The sequence below is a fragment of the Leifsonia sp. McL0618 genome, assembly GCF_049994905.1.
Classification (GTDB): Bacteria; Actinomycetota; Actinomycetes; order Actinomycetales; family Microbacteriaceae; genus Diaminobutyricibacter.
This window is the reverse complement of record NZ_CP188258.1, coordinates 465219-483284: the sequence shown is the minus strand read 5'-3', so window position 1 is coordinate 483284 and position 18066 is coordinate 465219. Positions and strand designations below refer to the sequence as shown.

The 18066-nt window shown below is 64.6% G+C and carries 15 protein-coding genes; 4 read left to right on the top strand and 11 right to left on the bottom strand.

Annotated elements, in window-relative coordinates:
* Window positions 1-6: 6 nt before the first annotated feature.
* Window positions 7-207: a hypothetical protein gene (locus ACPPVQ_RS02280; RefSeq protein WP_426518209.1), complete on the bottom strand. Its 201-nt coding sequence runs from the start codon at window positions 205-207 to the stop codon at window positions 7-9.
* Window positions 208-302: 95 nt separating this feature from the next.
* Here ACPPVQ_RS02280 and ACPPVQ_RS02275 point away from each other — a divergent pair, with 95 nt between their 5' ends.
* On the top strand, window positions 303-1238 hold the full coding sequence (locus ACPPVQ_RS02275; RefSeq protein ID WP_426518207.1) for an alpha/beta hydrolase: 936 nt from the start codon (window positions 303-305) through the stop codon (window positions 1236-1238).
* Here the strand turns inward: ACPPVQ_RS02275 and ACPPVQ_RS02270 are convergent.
* The 8 genes from ACPPVQ_RS02270 to ACPPVQ_RS02235 form a co-directional block, all read right to left on the bottom strand.
* Window positions 1235-2560, bottom strand: coding sequence for a class I SAM-dependent methyltransferase (locus ACPPVQ_RS02270; RefSeq protein ID WP_426518205.1), 1326 nt, complete (start codon window positions 2558-2560; stop codon window positions 1235-1237). The genes ACPPVQ_RS02275 and ACPPVQ_RS02270 overlap by 4 nt on opposite strands.
* Window positions 2557-3936, bottom strand: coding sequence for an FAD-binding oxidoreductase (locus tag ACPPVQ_RS02265; RefSeq protein ID WP_426518203.1), 1380 nt, complete (start codon window positions 3934-3936; stop codon window positions 2557-2559). The genes ACPPVQ_RS02270 and ACPPVQ_RS02265 overlap by 4 nt, the downstream gene beginning before the upstream one ends.
* A gap of 45 nt (window positions 3937-3981) precedes the next feature.
* Window positions 3982-5175: a glycoside hydrolase family 1 protein gene (locus tag ACPPVQ_RS02260; RefSeq protein WP_426518201.1), complete on the bottom strand. Its 1194-nt coding sequence runs from the start codon at window positions 5173-5175 to the stop codon at window positions 3982-3984.
* A gap of 93 nt (window positions 5176-5268) precedes the next feature.
* Window positions 5269-6963, bottom strand: coding sequence for an ABC transporter ATP-binding protein (locus ACPPVQ_RS02255; RefSeq protein ID WP_426518199.1), 1695 nt, complete (start codon window positions 6961-6963; stop codon window positions 5269-5271).
* Window positions 6960-7922 carry an ABC transporter permease gene (locus tag ACPPVQ_RS02250; protein WP_426518197.1) on the bottom strand — a complete coding sequence of 321 codons (963 nt, stop codon included), beginning with the start codon at window positions 7920-7922 and terminating at the stop codon, window positions 6960-6962. Before ACPPVQ_RS02250 ends, ACPPVQ_RS02255 begins: the two co-directional genes overlap by 4 nt.
* Entirely contained in the window at window positions 7919-8899 is a 981-nt protein-coding gene (locus ACPPVQ_RS02245) for an ABC transporter permease (protein WP_426518195.1), read from the bottom strand. Before ACPPVQ_RS02245 ends, ACPPVQ_RS02250 begins: the two co-directional genes overlap by 4 nt.
* A gap of 79 nt (window positions 8900-8978) precedes the next feature.
* Window positions 8979-10634: an ABC transporter substrate-binding protein gene (locus tag ACPPVQ_RS02240; RefSeq protein ID WP_426518193.1), complete on the bottom strand. Its 1656-nt coding sequence runs from the start codon at window positions 10632-10634 to the stop codon at window positions 8979-8981.
* A 95-nt stretch (window positions 10635-10729) separates the two neighbouring features.
* A complete protein-coding gene (locus ACPPVQ_RS02235) occupies window positions 10730-11869 on the bottom strand; it encodes a LacI family DNA-binding transcriptional regulator (protein ID WP_426518191.1) in 1140 nt (379 codons plus the stop codon).
* A gap of 181 nt (window positions 11870-12050) precedes the next feature.
* Between ACPPVQ_RS02235 and ACPPVQ_RS02230 the strand changes: the two genes are divergently transcribed.
* The gene (locus tag ACPPVQ_RS02230) at window positions 12051-13664 is read left to right on the top strand and encodes a glucoamylase family protein (protein ID WP_426518189.1); all 1614 of its coding nucleotides are present in this window, start codon (window positions 12051-12053) and stop codon (window positions 13662-13664) included.
* Between the two features lie 354 nt (window positions 13665-14018).
* Here the strand turns inward: ACPPVQ_RS02230 and ACPPVQ_RS02225 are convergent, their stop codons facing one another.
* Complete coding sequence (locus ACPPVQ_RS02225; RefSeq protein WP_426518187.1) at window positions 14019-15203, bottom strand: Fic family protein; 1185 nt, start codon at window positions 15201-15203, stop codon at window positions 14019-14021.
* 288 nt (window positions 15204-15491) lie between these two features.
* Window positions 15492-15839, bottom strand: coding sequence for a hypothetical protein (locus ACPPVQ_RS02220; protein WP_426518185.1), 348 nt, complete (start codon window positions 15837-15839; stop codon window positions 15492-15494).
* Between the two features lie 198 nt (window positions 15840-16037).
* Here ACPPVQ_RS02220 and ACPPVQ_RS02215 point away from each other — a divergent pair, with 198 nt between their 5' ends.
* On the top strand, window positions 16038-17507 hold the full coding sequence (locus tag ACPPVQ_RS02215) for an aldehyde dehydrogenase family protein (protein ID WP_426518183.1): 1470 nt from the start codon (window positions 16038-16040) through the stop codon (window positions 17505-17507).
* Window positions 17508-17625: 118 nt separating this feature from the next.
* A complete protein-coding gene (locus ACPPVQ_RS02210) occupies window positions 17626-18003 on the top strand; it encodes a hypothetical protein (protein WP_426518181.1) in 378 nt (125 codons plus the stop codon).
* Window positions 18004-18066 lie beyond the last annotated feature (63 nt).

Here is an 18066-nt window from a genome sequence, read left to right as displayed (position 1 = left end):
CGGCTTCTAGGCCTCGATCGCCAGGGCCGGCTCGGCCGAGTCGCGCACGAGGACGACCGGGTCGGGCACGCGGACGACCGACGCGGAATACAAGCCGACGATGACGAGGCCGCAGCACAACCAGAAAGCCGCCGAATAGCCGGCGGCAGACCCGGATGCCGCGAGGGGCGCGACGAGCGCAACACCGGCGGACGCGCCCACACCCACGCACACCCCGTTGAGCGCAGGCAGGAGGCCAGGACTCTGCGGGGGCGGGGCGCGGGTGGCGCGAAGGGCGAACCCGCGGCTGTAATGTCACGCACATGGAACCTCTTGCGCCGGGGATGCGGCGAATCGGCAAAGTCATGCGGCGTCTCCCTGGTGCGTCGGTCTCGAAGGCCACTCCCGAAGTGATCGCCAGGAACAGCGAAGCCGACGCGCCCGAGGTCATGGCGTCGATCCTGATGGGGAACCGTCCGAAGGGCGTGGCGACCGAAGACCGCAAAGCGGGCGCGATCCCTGTTCGCGTCTACACTCCCCCGGGCGTGACACCCGCGCGGCCTCTCATCGTCTACTTCCACGGCGGTGGTTTCGTATTCGGCAGCCTGCGCAACGGCGACTGGATCTGCGGCACAGTCGCGAAAGAGCTGGACGCGATCGTGGTGTCGGTCGACTATCGACTGGCGCCGAAGTTCCCGTTTCCCGCGGCCGTCGACGACTGTTTCGCCGGTCTCGCCTGGGCCGTCGACCACGCGGAGGAGCTGGGCGCGGATAAGGGACGGCTCGGCGTCATGGGCGAGAGCGCCGGCGGGAACCTCGCGGCCGTCGTCGCCCTGATGGCGCGGGATGCCGGAGCCCCCGCCATCCGGCACCAGGCCCTTCTCTACCCGGTGACCGGGGCCAGGGGCACGGAGTCGCGTCGCGTCAACGCGGATGCGTTCATCCTGTCCGCAGCGGACATGAAACGCTTCGACGAACTCTACGCTGGAGACCAGGACGACTGGCGGGTGTCGCCGCTCAAGGCCGCGTCATTCGCCGGCCTGCCGCCTGCACTGATCGTGGTCGCCGGGCACGATCCCCTCCACGACGACGGCGTCCTCTATGCGGAGGCGCTCCGGGCCGCGGGCGTCCACGCCCAGCTCATCGACTACGCGGCGATGCCGCACGGCTTCCTCAATTTCCCGCGATTCGCACGGGATGCGAAGCCCGCGATAGGGGCGGTCATCGCCACTCAACGCGCCGCGCTCGTTCGACGCTAGGGCGTCCACCAGGGCCGCAGCGGCAGGGCGCCGACGTCACCACGACCATCCGGCTTGGCTGCCAGCACCTGGTGCAGCTGGATCCCGCCGGACTCGAATGCAAGGCGGGACCCGGCCATGTACAGACCCCACACCTTCGCTGTCGGAAGCCCGACCTCGGCGACCGATTCATCCCAGTGTTCGACGAGGTTGGCGCACCAGTCGCGCAATGTCAGCGCGTAATGCTGGCGCAGGTTCTCCTCGTGCAGCACCTCGAGGCCTGCATTCTGGGCTTCGGTGATGATGCGACCCGAACCGGTGAGCTCCCCGTCGGGAAAGACATAGCGGTCGATGAATCCGTGCGTCGACGGTTCGCTTCCGTTGTCGGGACGGGTGATGCAGTGATTGAGCAGAAGCCCACCGGGGCGCATCCGGGATTGCAGGAAGCCGAAATACGACGAATAGTTGCGCACACCGATGTGCTCGAGCAGCCCGATCGATGACACGGCATCGAAGCGCGTCTCCGTGATGTCCCGGTAGTCGCCGTAACGAACCTCGGCCAGACCGGTGAGCCCCTCGTCGGCAATGGCCCGCTGCGCCCAGGACGTCTGCTCCCGCGACAAGGTCACGCCGGTCGCCTTCACGCCCCGGCGGGCTGCGTACCGCACCATGCCGCCCCACCCGCACCCCACGTCGAGCAGTCGTTCGCCCGGCTTCAGTCGCAGCTTCTCGAAGACCAGCCGGTACTTGTTCTCCTGTGCCTCGTCGAGCGAAGCCTCGAGGTTCGGATAACACGCACAGGTGTACGTCATCGACGTGCCGAGCACCCACTCGTAGAAGGTGTTCGAGACGTCGTAGTGATGGTGGATCGCTTCGGCGTCGCGGGCCCTGCTGTGGCGGAGTCCGTCGGCCATCCGACGCCAGCGGGCCGGCACCTCCTGCGGGGGCGGGGCTATCGGGCGCAAGTGCTCGACACCGATGGAGCGGATGATCTGGGCCATCACCCGGGCAGGTGGCCGGGTGAATTCGAGGCTGTTCGAAAGTGCTTTGAGCAGCTCGTACGGATCGCCGGGATGCACACCGTGGATGTCGAGGTCATCAGCGATGTAGGCGCGGGCGAGACCGAGATCGCCACGACCGGTGGCGAGATAGGTCGTGCCACGCGGTGTCTTCAACTCAAGTCCGAACGGTGCATCGGGGGGCCCTGCCGAACTCCCGTCGTAGGCGGTGATTCTCAGCGGCAGCCGACCGCCGGCGAAGATCTCGAGGATCTCAGCGAGGGTGAGCTTTCCCGGCGTGGCTGCCGTTTCCGCTTCGTCCGCATCTTTCGTGGATGTGCTCATCGCCGTTGCACCGCCTTTGCATAGAGGTCGAGGAGACGCGAATCGGGGTCGTACCGCCTTTTCACATCTCGATAGCTTTGCCCGCCGTAGAGTTCGTCGAATTCCTCCGGGGAGTAGAACGCTTCCGAATACAGCGACTTGTGCCCGTCGAGTTCGCGGACTCGGCGCTCGATCATCCGGTTCGTCTCCCCTTCAGTCGACCCGACCGGCACCGATGCCCAGAAACCGATGTTGACATACGTCTCGCGAGGTCGGATGGGGTACAGCGGCCAGCCGCCATCGTCGTGCAACCGCAGCGGGCACAGCCAGATCGGCTCGATCGGCACGTGCGTCAGGAACCAGTCGAGGAACTCGGCACAACGCCCGATCGGCACCTCGATGTCCTGCACGACGCGTTCGCGCTGGGGGTGACCCTTGAGTTTCTCGATGCGGTTCTCGATGTGCAGCCGCTGCTCGTAGGCCATCAACTTCCAGTAGAAACTGCTGCGCCGGTGCCTCCGCGGCCACAGCCGACGAATCCACGGATTCTGCGCACCGAACGCCTCCGAACACCAGAACCAGTCGGTGTCCCACCGCCAGAGGTAGTCGTGAATGGTGAGCCGATCACCCTTCGCGGGGCCATCGTGCCGGATGGAGCGATAGTAGATCCGCTGGCCGGTGTAATCGCTGACAGGGCCCGGTGCGACTGTCTGCACCCCGACACACAAGTAACTCTCGTCCGCGCTGAACACCACGCCGTCGAGGTAGTCGACCCGAACCCCGTCGAGGCGGCCGGTTTCGATGATGTCGTCCATCGCTGCAACCAGGTCGGCGAGTGCATGGAACCGCAGGTGCGTGAGCGCGACGAATGGCTTGACGGTCTCCAGCTCGATGCGAAGGCGAACCGCGTAGCCCAGCGTTCCGTACGAATTTGGGAAGGCGCGAAACAGATCGGCGTGCTCGCCCGGCGACGCGGTGATCACCTCTCCGGCACCGGTGAGGATGTCCAGTTCCAGCACCGACTCGTGCGGCATCCCATTTCGGAACGACGAGGACTCGATGCCCAGACCGGTGACGGCACCGCCGAGGGTGATGGTCTTCAGTTGCGGCACGACCAGTGGTGCCAGCCCGAAGGGCAGTGTCGCGTCCACGAGGTCCTCGTAGGTGCACATGCCTGACACATCAGCCGTGCGCGATTCGGGGTCGACCGCGATCACATCCGTCAACCCAGATGTGTCCAGGCCTGTGGCGTTCGTCTTCGCGCGTGCACGGAACAGGTTCGAGGTCTGTTTGGCGAGCCGGACAGTGTCCGTCGCCGGCACACTGCGATAGCTCTCGAGGAGGCGCTCCACGCCGGCGGCGTGAGCCGACCGTGCGTCAGTCACGAAAGCGGACACGCCCTCACGCTAGTCCGCGGCCGATTCGAGGGGAAGGGATGACGATCAGAGAGGCGCCATGGCGGGTTCGTCCAGCGCATTATGCTCGGCGATCCGGCCCAACCAGGCGAGGGACGGTTTCGGCGTGCGCACGAACGTCTCGCGGTCAACTGCTACCAGCCCGAAAGTGGGGCGGAAGCCGCTTGCCCATTCGTAGTTGTCGAGCGCGCTCCAGTGCAGGTACCCGAGCACCTCGATACCGTCCTCGATGGCGGCGTGCAGCCCGCGGAGCGCACCGTCGGTGTAGGCGATGCGGCGCGTGTCGTCGGCGGTTGCGATGCCGTTCTCGGTGACCATGACCGGCGTGTGACCGCTGAGTTCCCAGGCGCTGCGAACGCCGAGCTCGAGGGCGGGCGGAAAGAACTCCCAGCCGGTCAGCGTCGTCTCCACATCGTCAGCGACCGGAAGCGGCCCGTCCGGCCCGATGAACGTGCGGGTGTAGGCCTGTACGCCCACGAAGTCGTCGCCGCGAGCGGCCTCGAGGTACCAGTCGTCGCGCGGGTAGCCGTACTGATACAGCTTCTCATCGGCCTCGCGGCCGCCAGTGGAGTGAAAGGCCTGCGTGGCAACAGTCCAGCCGGATTTGATCCCGGGAATCGACGAGAGCACGTCACGCGACCGCTTGTGCGATGCGAGCAGCATGTCGGCGACGGCGAGATCCGGGTTGGGAAGCCCGAATGCGACGAGGTTGGATGCGTCCTCGCCGCCCGCAAGCATCGCCGCGATGTTGGGCTCGTTGATCGTGCACACGTACTCGACGTCTTTCACGATGGGCAGCGCCACTTCGGTGAAGCGGGCGAAGAGGTCCGCGGCTGCGGGGTTGCGCCAGAAGCCCTGGTCGTGCATCCAGCGCGGCACTGTGAAGTGCATCAGCGTCACCACCGGCTGCAGGCCGACGTCACGGGCGGCGTCGACCATCCGGCGGTAATGATCGATGGATGCTCGCGAAACGAAACCCTGTTCGGGCTCGATGCGGCTCCACTCGATGCTGAAGCGGTACGTGTCGAGTCCTGCATCCGCCAGCAGCTTCATATCCTCCCGGAATCGGTGGTAGCTGTCCATCGCATCCCCGCTGGGCTCGAGGATGTGCGTGCCGGGCGCGTGTTCCTTGACCCACCAGTCGTTGTTGATGTTGTTGCCCTCGACCTGATGGGCCGCCGTAGCGGCCCCCCACAGGAATCCTTCAGGGAATCGAAGCACGGTCTTCCTCCTTGTGGGCGCCGGCGAACCGGGCGTCTGCGTTGCTGGTCGGGGCGACGGGCGAAAAGGGGACGGGGACAAGGGGCGGCGCGTTCACGCTCGCGGATTCGGCACGGCATCGAGAAGCTGGACCGTGTAGTCGTCGACCGGATGCTGAAGCACGTCGGCCGTATCGCCCCGCTCCACCACGCGTCCCTTGTTGAGCACCATGATGCGATCTGTGACGAGGCGCGCGCTCAGCAGGTCATGGGTGATGTAGAGCATACTGACCCCCCAGGTCTCTCGGAGGCTCTCAAGCAGGGCCAGTACTCCGGCACGCAGCGAGACGTCGAGCATCGAAACCGGCTCGTCGGCGATGATCACCTGCGGGTCGCTTGCCAGGGCACGAGCGATGACGACGCGCTGTCGCTGCCCACCCGAGAGCTGGTGCGGCAGCTTCGCCGCGAATTGCTCGACGGGCGCCAGACCGACCGTCTCCAGGAGCTCGTAGACGCGGCGCCGCGCCTCCCGTCCGCGCAGGCCGCCGAAGTTGGCGGTCGGTCGGGTGAGGGTGTACTCGACAGTGTGCAGCGGGTTCAGCGCCGCGTACGGATCCTGGAACACCATCTGCACCTCCCGGTGCAGGCCCTTCAACTTCCGGCGTGCGATGCCATCGATCCGGGTCTCGCCGAACGTGATCGCGCCCGAGGTCGGGCGCTCGACGCCTGTGATCATCTTGGCGATCGTGCTCTTGCCGCTTCCGCTCGCACCGACCAGCGCCATCGAGGAGCCCGGCTCTAGCGTGAACGACACCCCGTCGACGGCCACTACCGGCTCTTCACCACGGCGGGGACGAGGGTAGATCTTCGAGACGTCGTCGACGACGATCGCCTCGTGGGCGGCCCGGCCTTCGCGACGAGCGCGGGTCGTCGCAGGCGGTCGCGCGGTCTCCCCCGCGGCGGCGGCGGTAAGGTCGACGGCGCGGGATGAGGCGCGAGCAGCGATCCCGGGGACCTCCACGACCTCCGCGCGGGGGTCGCCGTAGTGGCTGAGCAGCATGCGGGTGTACTCGTGCCGGGGCGCCATCAGGATCTGGCGACTCGGCGCATCCTCGACGATGACACCTTCGTGCATCACCAGAACGCGCTCGGTGGCCTCGAGCACGATCCCGAGATCGTGACTGATGAGTACGGCAGTGAATCGTTCGGCCTTCTGCAACTCCCGGATGGTGTTCATCACCGCGTGCTGCACGAGGACGTCGAGCGCGGTGGTCGGCTCGTCGAAGACCATCAGGCGCGGCTCCAGGGAGAGTGCCAGAGCGATTGAGACACGCTGGCGCATCCCACCCGAGAGCTCGCCCGGGTAGCGGTCGAGCACGGTCACAGGCAATTCCACTTTGCCGACAAGCTCGCGGGCGCGCGCCTCGCGGTCACGCGACGGGATGTGGCCGTGCGCCTGGAAGATGTCTCGGAAATGATCGCGGATGGTGCGCACCGGGTTCAGCGCGTTCATGCCTGATTGCAGCACCATCGCGAACCCGCCGCGGCGCTGGGCGCGGAGCTGATCCACGGACAGACGCGCGATATCCACCCCATCGAAGAGGATGCTCCCGGCGGTGATCCGCGCGGGCGGCTTCGAGAGCCGCGTCAGCGCGAAGCCGAGGGTCGACTTACCCGACCCCGACTCGCCGACGAGTCCCACGAACTCTCCCTCCTGCAGGTCGAAGGTGACGTCGTGAACCGCTGTCACCGGATCCGTGCCACGCGATTCGTACACGATGTCGAGGTTGCGGACGCTGACGAGGGTCATCGCCGGGCTCCTTCCCGGAGGCGCGGATTGCTCAGTCCGTCCACTCCGAAGTTGATGAATGACATCGAGGTCGCGAGCAGGGCGATGCACAGGCCCGGTGCGACCAGCAGAACCCACTGGCCGGTCAGCAGAGCGTTGCTGTTCTGCGCCCAGAAGAGCATGGTGCCCCAGCTGACGGTCGTCGTATCGCCGAGCCCGAGGAACTCGAGACCCGCCTCGGCGAGGATGGCTGCGGTCGCCGCCCCGAAGAAGCTCCCGACGATGAGCGAGGTCATATTGGGCAGGATCTCGCGGAAGACAATGCGCCACGAGCTCTCGCCGCTGAAGATCGCCGCCGTCACGAAGTCACGGGATCGGAGCGACTGCGTTTGCGCTCGGAGCACGCGAGCGCCCCACGCCCATCCGGTCAGGACCACCACCAGGATGATCATGCCGAGACCGCCGTTCTGCAGGTACGCAGCGATGACGATCATGAGCGGCAGCGCCGGGATGACGAGGAACAGGTTGACGAAGAAGTTGATGACGTCGCCGACGACCGTGCGGGCGTAACCCCAGCTGAGCCCGATCAGTACGGCGATGATCGTCGCGAGAAGGCCGGCCACGAATCCGACGAACACGGAGACGCGGGCGCCGTAGATGAGCTGCGAAAGCACATCCTGGCCCGCCGCGGTGGTGCCGAGCGGATGCGCGAGGCTCGCGTCCTGACTGCGGCCGAACCCGGTCTCGGTCGGGCTGTACGGCGCCAGAAGCGGGGCGAAGATGGCGACCAGCACGAAGACGCCGAGCAGAATGACGCCGATCCGCGCCTTGGGCACGCTCCAGATGGTCGCGAAGCCCCGTCCGACGACGCGCAGCGGATTCGGCGAGGCAGGAATCTCGCTGGTGGTGTCGAGGCTGATCGCCCGTGTCGCCACGGTTCCGGTCTGATCGCGGGGAATGAGGTCGGGTGTCTTCGTCATCGGCGTGTCCTCGGGTCCAGGAATCCGTAAAGGATGTCAACGATGAAGTTCGCCAGCAGGACGCTGACCGTGATCATCAGAAAGAGCGCCTGCATCAGCGGGTAGTCCTGGTTCACCACAGCGGTGAAGAGAAGGTAGCCGAGACCCGGATAGTTGAAAACACGCTCGACGAGCAGCGATCCGCCGACGACCGTGCCGAGCGCCAGACCGAAGGCCGTCAGGTTCGGCAGCAGAGCGTTGCGGGCGGCGTATCGCAGCGCGACGGTGCGCGGCTTCAAGCCGTTCGCCTCCGCGAAGGTCACGTAGTCCTCGCCGAGCGTGTTGATCATCGTGTTCCGCATCCCGAGGATCCAACCGCCGAGCGACGTGATCAGGATGGTGACCGCCGGGAGGACCGAGTGGTACAGCGCGTCGCCGAGGAAGGCGAGCGAGAATTCCGGCGTCGCCGTCTTGGAGTACGCGCCCGAGGTCGGGAACCAGCCGAGGACATATCCCAGGAAGAAGAGGAGCAACAGCGCCGTCCAGAAGTAGGGGAAGGCGCTGGCGAAGGTGCCGCCGACGGTCGGGAGGGTATCAAGCCACGTGCCCCGCCTCCAGGCGGCCACGACGCCGAGCAGGCTGCCGCAGACGAACGACACGATGGTGACCGTCCCCACCAGCACGAGCGTCCAGGGCAGCGCGGCAGCGACGAGGCTCGCCACACTCTGCGGAAAGAACGTGTAGGAGACACCGAAGTCGAAGTGGACGATGTTGTTCAGGTACTGCACGTACTGGTCCCAGAGACTTCCCGTCGGCACCCCGAGCTGCGCCTCGATCGATGCCTTGGCCGCTGGGCTCACGGGGCCGTTCTGCGCGAGTTTCGCGATGGCGGCGTCCGCCGGTGATCCGGGCATCAATCGCGGGAGGATGAAGTTCAGCGTGATGGCCGCCCATAGCGTGAGCACGAGCAGACCGATCTTGGTCAGCGAGTACCGCATGCGTCACCGCCTTTCTGGATGTGCAGGGCGCGGGCGGACGACACCGAGTCGGCAGCGTCCGCCCGCATCGGGCAAGCGGCTAGGCCTTCTTGAGATGGGTCAGGATGAGCAGCGGTGTGGAGTTCCACGTGTTCGGCGGCGCGTAAGGGTTCGACTCGCTCGGCCAGCCCGTGAAGTGCTTGTCGCTGAACAGACCCCACAGACCGCCGTAGAACATGCTGATCACGGGTAGTTTCGTGTATACCGTCTGCTGGAGCTGGGCCGCGATCTGCTTCTGCTTGCCGACGTCGGTGGTCGTCTTCAGCTGACTGAGCAGTGCGTCGACCTGCGGGTCGGAGAACCTCTCGAAGTTCGCCGTAGCGCTCGTCCCGACGGGCTTGGCGAAAGCGCTGTTCAGCAGGTTGTTGTAGTCCTGGAACACGCTGCCGGTTCCGCCGAAGCCGGTGATGATCATGTCGAACGCACCGTTGTTCAGCGCCTGGTTGTAGGCGGCGGGCTGCGGCTGGTTCAGGGTGACGGCGATCCCGATCGCCTTCAGCTGCGACTGCACCGTCTGCAATCCCTGCAGCCAGTCCGTGTACCCGTTCGCTGTGGTGATCGTGAGGGTGAGCGGCTTACCGCTCTTGTCCACGAGCTTGTCGCCCTGCTTGGCGTAGCCGGCTTTCGCGAACGCCGCCATCGCCTTCGAGGTGTCCTGCGAGATGGCACCACCGTTCGGCAGGCTGCTGCTCAGCCACGCCTGCTGGTTCGGCAAAAGCAGGCCCGACTGGCCCGCCGCCTTCACGTAGCCCTGTTCCGCATCCGTCGCGATCTTGTCGCGGTCGAGTGCGTAGCTGATGCCCTCACGGAAGTCGAGGTTGTTGAAAGGGGCTTTCGTCAGGTTCGGCAGCAGTGCGATGGTGCCGCCGGGCGGGAACCAGTACGTGTTGTGCTGCTTGTCGGCCTTCACCCACGTGTTCTGCACATCCGTGATGAACGAGTACGCCCAGTCGTAGCCGTTGTTCACCACGTCGAGCTGCGTGTTGGAGGCGGGGAAGGTCAGCTTGTCCACCGCGACCTTGTCGGCCTGCCAGTACGAAGCGTTCTTCTTCAGCGTGTACTGGTTACCCGTGAAGTCGCCGAGCAGGTAGGGGCCTGTCACGACCGGCTTGTCGTTCGTATACGCGACCGGGTCCTTGACGGACGACCAGACGTGCTTCGGCACGATGATCTGCTGCGCGATGATCGACGCGGCGGGCACATCCGCTTCTTTCAGGTGGAAGGTGACGGTGTTGCCGCTCGCCGAGACGCTGTCGATGTGCTGCCAGACGCCCTGCGAGTCGAGAGCGGCATTCTTTTTGATGAGCTCGAACGTGTAGACGACGTCGTCCGCCGTGAAGTCCTTGCCGTCCGACCACTTCACGCCGCTGCGGACCGTGAAGTCGACCGTCTTCGGATCCTTGAGCTTGTAGCCGGTCGCAAGGAACGGCGTCAGCGTGCCGTCGAGCGTGTTCATCACCTCGAGCGGCTCGTACATGTAGGTCGTCGCTGTGCGCTTGCTCGGTGAGAACGGGTTGAAGTTGCGGGCGAATGTGGGTGAACCGGTGTCGGCGGCGATCAGCATGGAGCCGCTTCCGCTGCCTGAGTTGTTGTTCGATGCCTTCGTGCTGAGCGAGCAGCCGGCCGTGGTGATGACGGCTGCGACGCCGACCACGGCGAGGACCATGCGCGCCGTGCGCCCTCTCATGTGCTTCATTGCAGGTGACTTCCTTCGTGTCGTCGTCGACGGATGTGGAGCGTGCGTCGTTGAGTGTATGCGCATACATCCGCGTCGGCAACCTCCCGGGTGAATTATCCGTCAGACCCCCGGATGGGGGCGTCTCGGACGCCGATCGAGGAGCCTTCGCCCTCCGAGCTCTCGCGGAGCAGGACCTCCACGGGCAAGCGAAGCGAGATCGGAGGCTGCTCGGGGTTCTCGAGCCGGCTGAGCATCGCGCGCATCGCCGCCCGGCCCAGATCAACCATCGGCTGATGCACGGTGGTGAGTCTCGGCGTCGATTGCCTGGCCGCCTCGATGCCGTCGAATCCCGTCACGATCACATCCTCGGGGACCCGCACCCCCCGGCGCCCGAAGACGTCGAGCACGCCGAGCGCCATCTGGTCGTTGCCGCAGACGATCGCTCTCGGAAGAGCGCCGAGCTCAACCAGATCTTCGGCGACTTCACGTGCGCGGAGCCGTGAGAACCCGGCGTGGTGCACGGGCGTCGCTCCGGCGTCCATCCCACGCGCCCCGAGGGCCTCGACGAACCCGTCGTACCGTTCGGCGTTGTCCGGTGAGTCGTCGGGGCCGGTGAGGTACACGAAGTCGCGCACATCGTGGTCGTCGACGAGATGCTCGACGAGGGCCCGCATCCCCTCGGCATTGCTCACGCTCACGTGATCGAAGTCGTCGCCGCGTCGCGGTCCTGCGATCAGCACGACCGGGATGCGCCGGGCGACATGCTCGAGAAACTCGTCCGGGACGCTCTGCGCGAGCACGGCTATCGCGTCGACCCGCCCGGCGATGTCGTTGACCATCTCTTCGGTGTTGGATCCGCGACCGACACCGACCATGAGGGCGAAGCCGTGGCGCCAGGCCTCCACCTCGCTGCCGCGGAGCACCTCGTCGAAGTACAGGTTGGGCGGCCGCACGTCGCCCGAGTCCGGCATATCAATGGCGAGCCGCACCGGCGTCGCCTGCTCGAATTCGGCGTCGCTGAGCTCATCCATCGCATCGAATCCCGGGAAGTACAGGCCGAAGACGCCGGTGCGCCGAGCCGCAAGCCCGCGGGCCGAAGCGCTCGGGACATACCCGAGCTCCCGTACAGACGCCATGACCCGCTCCCGCGTGGATGCCCGTACATCATCGGGACGACGCAGCACGCGCGAGACCGTTGCGATGGACACACCAGCGTGGGCCGCGACCTCGTAGACAGTCGGAGCTCTGCGCACGACGATCCTCCAGCTCCCCGATGCCTCGACGCCCACCCGGACGCGGGCACTGACCACATCTTAGAGTGGGACGAGGGATTGCGGGGGTCGGATGTATGCGCATACACTCTCGGCGAAGGGCCGCCGACCGGTTGCGGGCACGGCGTTCTGGCTCAACGACGACGCTAGGAGGCGCCACACCATGATCAAGAAACCCTGGAGAAGAACCGCGTTGCGCGCGGTTCCCCTATTCGGAACGGCCGCCGTGCTCGCGCTCCTCGCGACACCGCTGAGCCCAGCGGCGGCTGCGCAGGAGAGCGGCTCCGGCGCGCCGGCGGCGAGAGGGGCGAACCTCCCGGAAGGCCTGAGCGCATCGGCACCGCTGACGGACGCACAACGCGCCGACCTCCTTGGCGTAGCGCGGGATACGTGGTCGTTCTACAAGACCGATATCGATCCCCACACGAACCTGCCCATGGACAACATCGGACCCGGAACGACCCTGGGCACCTACACGTCGGCCGCGAACATCGGCGTCTACCTCGACGCCGTCGTCTCAGCGGGCGACCTCAAACTCGTCACCCGCCCGGAGGAGCGCCGGCTGATCTCTTCGCTCCTGACGTCGGTCAGCACACTGAAGTCGTCGCACGGCTTCCTTCTCCAGTGGTATGACACGACCAACGGGCACGCCATCATGAACCCGGGACAGGCGGACTGCACCACCCAGCCGACACCTCAACGAGACAACTGCTCGTTCCTCTCGGCCGTCGACAACGGCTGGTACGCGACCGGGCTGATGGTCGCCCGCTCGGCCCTTCCTGAACTTCGCTCGCAGATCGATCCACTTCTCGGCGCGATGGACTTCTCGATCTTCTACGACAACCGCGCCCAGACGAACTGCAACACCAATCCGGCCGTCGGCAATCAGCCGACAGGGCAGATGTACGGCGGCTACTATGCCGGCCAGGGCCCGGCCGACTACCACAACGGAGCGATCTACAGCGATCCGCGCATCGCGATGTACGCCGGCATGGGACTCCACCAGATGCCGGGTGACGTGTGGTGGCGCACCTGGCGGACCCTTCCGCCGAAACAGTGCCCGACCGATCCGGACTTCTCGTGGCAGGGCCAGTGGCCCGTCGCCGGCTACTGGCAGACGATCAAGGATCCGCAGAGCGGAAAGCCGTTCAACGTCTGGGAGGGGCACTACACCTACCCCGGCACATCGACCACCTTCATCCCCACCTGGGGCGGCGGCATGTTCGAGGCGCTGATGGCCAACGAGATCGTGCCGGAGACGAGCTGGGGCAAGACCGGCTTCGGCCTTGCTGACGTACGCGCCGCCCAGGTGCAGCAGAAGTACGCCACCGAGCAGTTGCACTTCCCAGTGTGGGGCCTCTCACCCTCGAGCACGGCGGATGACACCGGCAACTATGGCGGTTTCGGCGCGACCGGCCAGACCTTCCCGGCCGGCCAGGCCATCGCGCAATGCCCTGGATGCGCCACCGAGACCACAGTGACACCCCACGCATCCTTCCTGGCACTGTCCGTGACGCCGCAGGAAGCCTTTACGAACATCCAGAAGCTGCGCACCCTGTACCCGGGGATCTACAGTTCCGACGGCGGGTTCTATGACGCCGTCGCCCCCGCCACCGGCTCGGTGGGGCACCGTCGCCTGGTGCTCGACCAGTCGATGATCATGACAGCCCTTGACAACGCTCTGGCGGGCAACGCCCTGCGGAAACACTTCGCGGCGGATCCAGCCTCATGGGCTGCCCACGCCTACCTGTCGGCCGAGACGATGTCGATCCAGTAGGACGAACGGTCCGGGTTCCCCGGCGGCGCGAAGGCGGCGTCGGGGAACCCGGGTGCTGGCGGTCAGGTTGGCCGGTATGGAACAGACGCTGCAAAAAACGACCAGCGCGGCGCTAATCGGCCTGGTCAACGCGGCATGGCCGGACCAGCAACCGCGGGGGTACAGTCTGGCGATGACGGCCGGATTGCGAAAGCGCAGACCCCGTCGGCCGCATCCTTCACCGCGGAGCAGACAATCGAACGGAGTGTGACTGCACCACATCAGCGTTGAAACAGCGTCGCCACGCGGCCGAAGTCGACTCCCGTAGCCGACGGACAACCTCTCGGACCGTGTCGGCGAACTCGGCTGTCGAAGCTAGGCGACGATTGCCGCAAGCACTTCGTTGGCGCGGAAGACTCGCACATTCTGGCTGTGGGTCTCTTCAAGGATCCCAAGTTCTACAAGTTTGTTCGCGGCGGTACTGGCTGCTTGATAAGTCGCACCCGTAATGTCAGCGAGGTTTCGCACGTTTACGAACGGTGACCCGATGAGATGATCAACGATGTCGCGAACAATCCCCCGCGCTTTGGCGTCCCGCAATATCTCGTGGTAACGCGCCTGTACTGCGAGGAGTGATTCGAGGCGCTGTGCTGTATCGATTGCCGACGCTTCGAGCCCTTGCGCGAAAAAGGTCACCCAGCCGTTCCAGTTACCCGAAATACTGACCTCCGCTAGGGCGTCCTGATATTGGTCGCGTCGCGCCTCGAACCAGGGAGAAACGCTGAGTAAGGGCTCGGAGAGTGCGTGGTCCTGCAAAAGCTGCAGAACAATCAAGAGCCGACCGAGCCGACCATTTCCGTCGTTGAACGGGTGAATCGTCTCGAATTGGTAATGAGCCATCGCTGCTGCAACGAGCGGATCGCGAAGTGTGGCATTGTCCGCGCTTGCTCGAACCCACTCGACGAGATCCCCAAACGCAGCCCTAAGCGTTGCACCGGGCGGCATCGGGATGAATCGTGCCTGCGCGACCCCGCCGCCCTGCGTTCCGATGGCAACTTGAATTGACCTGGCCTTGCCTGCATCGGCGGTGTCAGCGACTGTGCCGGCCACGAGATCAGCGTGAAGTTGCTCGATGAGTCCAACCGTGATTGGGCGCCCTTCGGCAAGTGAGTCGAATGCCACCTCCGCCGCGCGGACGTAATTCAATACCTCTCGAAGCGCCGAAGAACGGTTGGGCTGATCGATGACGTTGGCGGCGAGTACCTCTTCGAGTGGAGCGAATGTCCCCTCCAATGCTGACGTGCTCTGCGCCTCTCTTCGTAGTGTCGGCTGTCGAAGGATGCTTGGATTCTGCACAATCGTGGAGCCTTGCTGGAGGCGCCCCAACGCATGGTTCGCTTTCGACACAGCTCGCCAGGTCTCGTTGCTCAGTTCTGGTTCGTCACGCAGGGGATGCGCGACGAATGCGAAATGAGTGAAAGAACGTCCGGAGATACGGTCCGTGCCGCTGATCGGGGTCAAATCACCAATCGGACTGCGACCAAAACGCTCGATGTCCATGCCACTCCTAAAGAAACTTGAACTTACAAGAGTGTAATTCAAGTAATCGTGATTTTACTTGAATCATGCCGTCGGGCATTCAAGTAGGCAAGAACCGACGCAGGCCTAGTCGAAGCTGAATTGCGAACCGGCACGAGGTGGCGTCGAGCGAGACCTGGTCATCGAAATCGGTCCTTCAATCGAGGTGGCAGAAACCATGGGCAGACGATCGATTGGCTGGAAAGCGCGGAGACCGAGCGTTCGCCTGGAACGCGATGTTGCCGAACAATCGATGGCCGCCCAGTGTCCTTACGGTGATGCTGCGCTGAAGACGTAGTCGGCGAAGAGGTCGAGCAGAAGTGCGACCTCGGGAGGGTTTGCCCTCCAGTATCTGATCGGCCCACTTCCACGCGGATGGGTTGCATGGCGAACAGTTACCAGATTCTGCGCGCTGAGGGATTCCAGGTGGTTGCGCGCCCCATTTCGTGTGATGCAGAACTCGCGCATCACATCGGCCGTCGAGACTTCGGACCGACTGAGAACGAAGCGGAGAATCTCCACCCTCGACGAGGCGATACCGAGCCCCTGGTAGGCGCGGCCTGCGGCGAGTTCGTCCCCTAACCCGACTAACGATGGTGCGCTGATTTCCGCTTTCACATCATTTCCTTTCGGCCACGGTATGTCTGCCGATCAGCCAACGGCAGGGACGCCGCGCTGCTCGGGACCCTTGTAGGCACTGGGCGCTCCCTCAGTTGGTCGAGCACGCACATTGGGAGAGTAATTATGTATTATATATGAAAGAGGCGTTTGTTGCCTGGCAACGATGCCCGCCCCGTATATCAAAGGAGATCGACGGTGACCACAAGCACGCCTGCCTTCATACAGGGTTCCAAGAAGCTGCTGATCGACGGGCAATGGGTTGATTCGGCCTCTGGCCAAACGATCGACGCGGTCAATCCGGCGAACGGCGAGCTGCTGTGTCGCATCGCGCGGGGTAACAGCGATGATGTCGATCGCGCAGTGGCGGCAGCTCGTCGCGCATTCGAGGGCCCATGGAGCCACTACACCCCGCACGAGCGGCGCAAGCTACTCCTTCGCGTACATGACGTCATCATGGACAACTTCGAGGACCTCGCACTGATTGAGACACTGGACATGGGTGCGCCACTGGCTCGAACGCGCGGCTATAAGGAATGGCTCTCGCAGCTTCTGCAGTTCTACGCCTCGCAGACAGGCTCCGCCACTGTCGCGGCGACGCCGATGTCGATCGCCCCGAACTTCACGGCACTCAAGCACCTTGTCCCGGTTGGTGTGGTGGGTGGCATCATTCCCTGGAACGGACCGCTGATGGGGATGTGGTGGATCTACGGCCCCGCCCTCGCGACGGGCTGCACTGCGGTTCTCAAGCCTGCGGAGGACGCGTCGTTGACGACCATCCGCGTCTCCGAGTTGATGATGGAGGCCGGCGTTCCAGAGGGCGTAATCAACCTGATCACCGGCTACGGCGCGGAGGTTGGCCAACCCCTCGCCGAGCACCATGGCGTGGATCGAATCGCATTCACCGGCTCCGTCGTCACGGCACAGTCAATCGTGCGCGCCTCCGCCGGCAACCTCAAACGGCTCCAACTCGAACTCGGCGGCAAGTCACCTGACATCGTCTTCGCCGACGCCGACCTCGAGAAGGCTGTCCCCGGCGCCGGAATGGGCGTCTTCACCAACACTGGCCAGGTGTGCGTCGCAGGCACACGTATCTTGGTGCAACGCGAAATTCATGACGAGTTCGTGAAGCGGCTCGCTGACTTCTCCAGAACAGTCAAGATCGGCGATGGCCGTGAGGAAGGCGTACAGATCGGCCCGCTCATCTCCGAGCGCCAGCTCGACCGCGTCATGCACTATGTGGAGCTCGGAAGTAGGGATGCTGAGCTGGTGGCCGGTGGGCAGCGGCTCGGCGGCGACCACGCGAAGGGGTACTTCGTCGAGCCCACTGTCTTCGCCAACGCACACAACAACATGACCATTGCGCGCGAGGAGATCTTTGGGCCCGTGGCCACAGTGATCCCATTCGACACGGAAGCTGAGGTCCTGGAGCTCGCCAACGACACTCCCTATGGCTTGGCCGGCGGCCTGTGGACGGAGAATCTCGGACGGGCTCATCGTGTCTCGCAGGGCATCCGTTCGGGCACCGTTTGGGTCAACTGCTACGGCGTGATCGATCCGGCTGTCGGCTTCGGAGGAACAAAGATGAGCGGCTACGGAGGGAAAGGCGGCAAAGAGCACGTCGAGAGCTTCCTCTACCCGAAAGCCACCTATTTCAATATCGGTTGACCGCCGTTTCACGGGCTAACCCACCATCCCGTTGGTATAATATATAATACTGGCAACCCACCCGCGCGGCGGGAAGAGGCCGCTTGGCCCCATGGGCAAACCATCAAAGGAGATGTTTGTGAGCAACGAAGATTTTGATGCGATTTCCGCATCCACCCTCGCCGTAATGCAGCGCCATGCAGAGGCTTCGGCGTCGGGCGACGCTAAGCGAATCGCAGCTGATTATGCCGAAGACGCTGTGATCCTCATTTCCTTCATCGATCACCCGCTCGTCGGGCGTGCAGCGATCGAGGAGTGGGCGGCCAATAGTTTTCAGGCTGAGACAGAGGGTCTTCGAGACGACGCAGGTGAGGCGCACCCCGAGTTCAAGACTTTCACGTCTCACGGCGAGTATGGCTATCTCGTCGTGGAGCTGCCCACCGGCGCCAAGGGCACAGAGACCTATCACATCCGCAACGACGAGATTCTCTTCGAGACCGCAACCTTCTTCATGTGATTGAGTTCGGCCTATCGTTGAGAAGTGCACGGACCGCTCTCGGTCCGTGCACTTCTCATTGCG

Coding starts and splice junctions, on each gene's coding strand:
- ACPPVQ_RS02225 (WP_426518187.1), bottom strand. CDS start 15,203: ATGGACATCGAGCGTTTTGGTCGCAGTCCGATTGGTGATTTGACCCCG.
- ACPPVQ_RS02250 (WP_426518197.1), bottom strand. CDS start 7,922: ATGACGAAGACACCCGACCTCATTCCCCGCGATCAGACCGGAACCGTG.
- ACPPVQ_RS02240 (WP_426518193.1), bottom strand. CDS start 10,634: ATGAAGCACATGAGAGGGCGCACGGCGCGCATGGTCCTCGCCGTGGTC.
- ACPPVQ_RS02245 (WP_426518195.1), bottom strand. CDS start 8,899: ATGCGGTACTCGCTGACCAAGATCGGTCTGCTCGTGCTCACGCTATGG.
- ACPPVQ_RS02275 (WP_426518207.1), top strand. CDS start 303: ATGGAACCTCTTGCGCCGGGGATGCGGCGAATCGGCAAAGTCATGCGG.
- ACPPVQ_RS02255 (WP_426518199.1), bottom strand. CDS start 6,963: ATGACCCTCGTCAGCGTCCGCAACCTCGACATCGTGTACGAATCGCGT.
- ACPPVQ_RS02270 (WP_426518205.1), bottom strand. CDS start 2,560: ATGAGCACATCCACGAAAGATGCGGACGAAGCGGAAACGGCAGCCACG.
- ACPPVQ_RS02230 (WP_426518189.1), top strand. CDS start 12,051: ATGATCAAGAAACCCTGGAGAAGAACCGCGTTGCGCGCGGTTCCCCTA.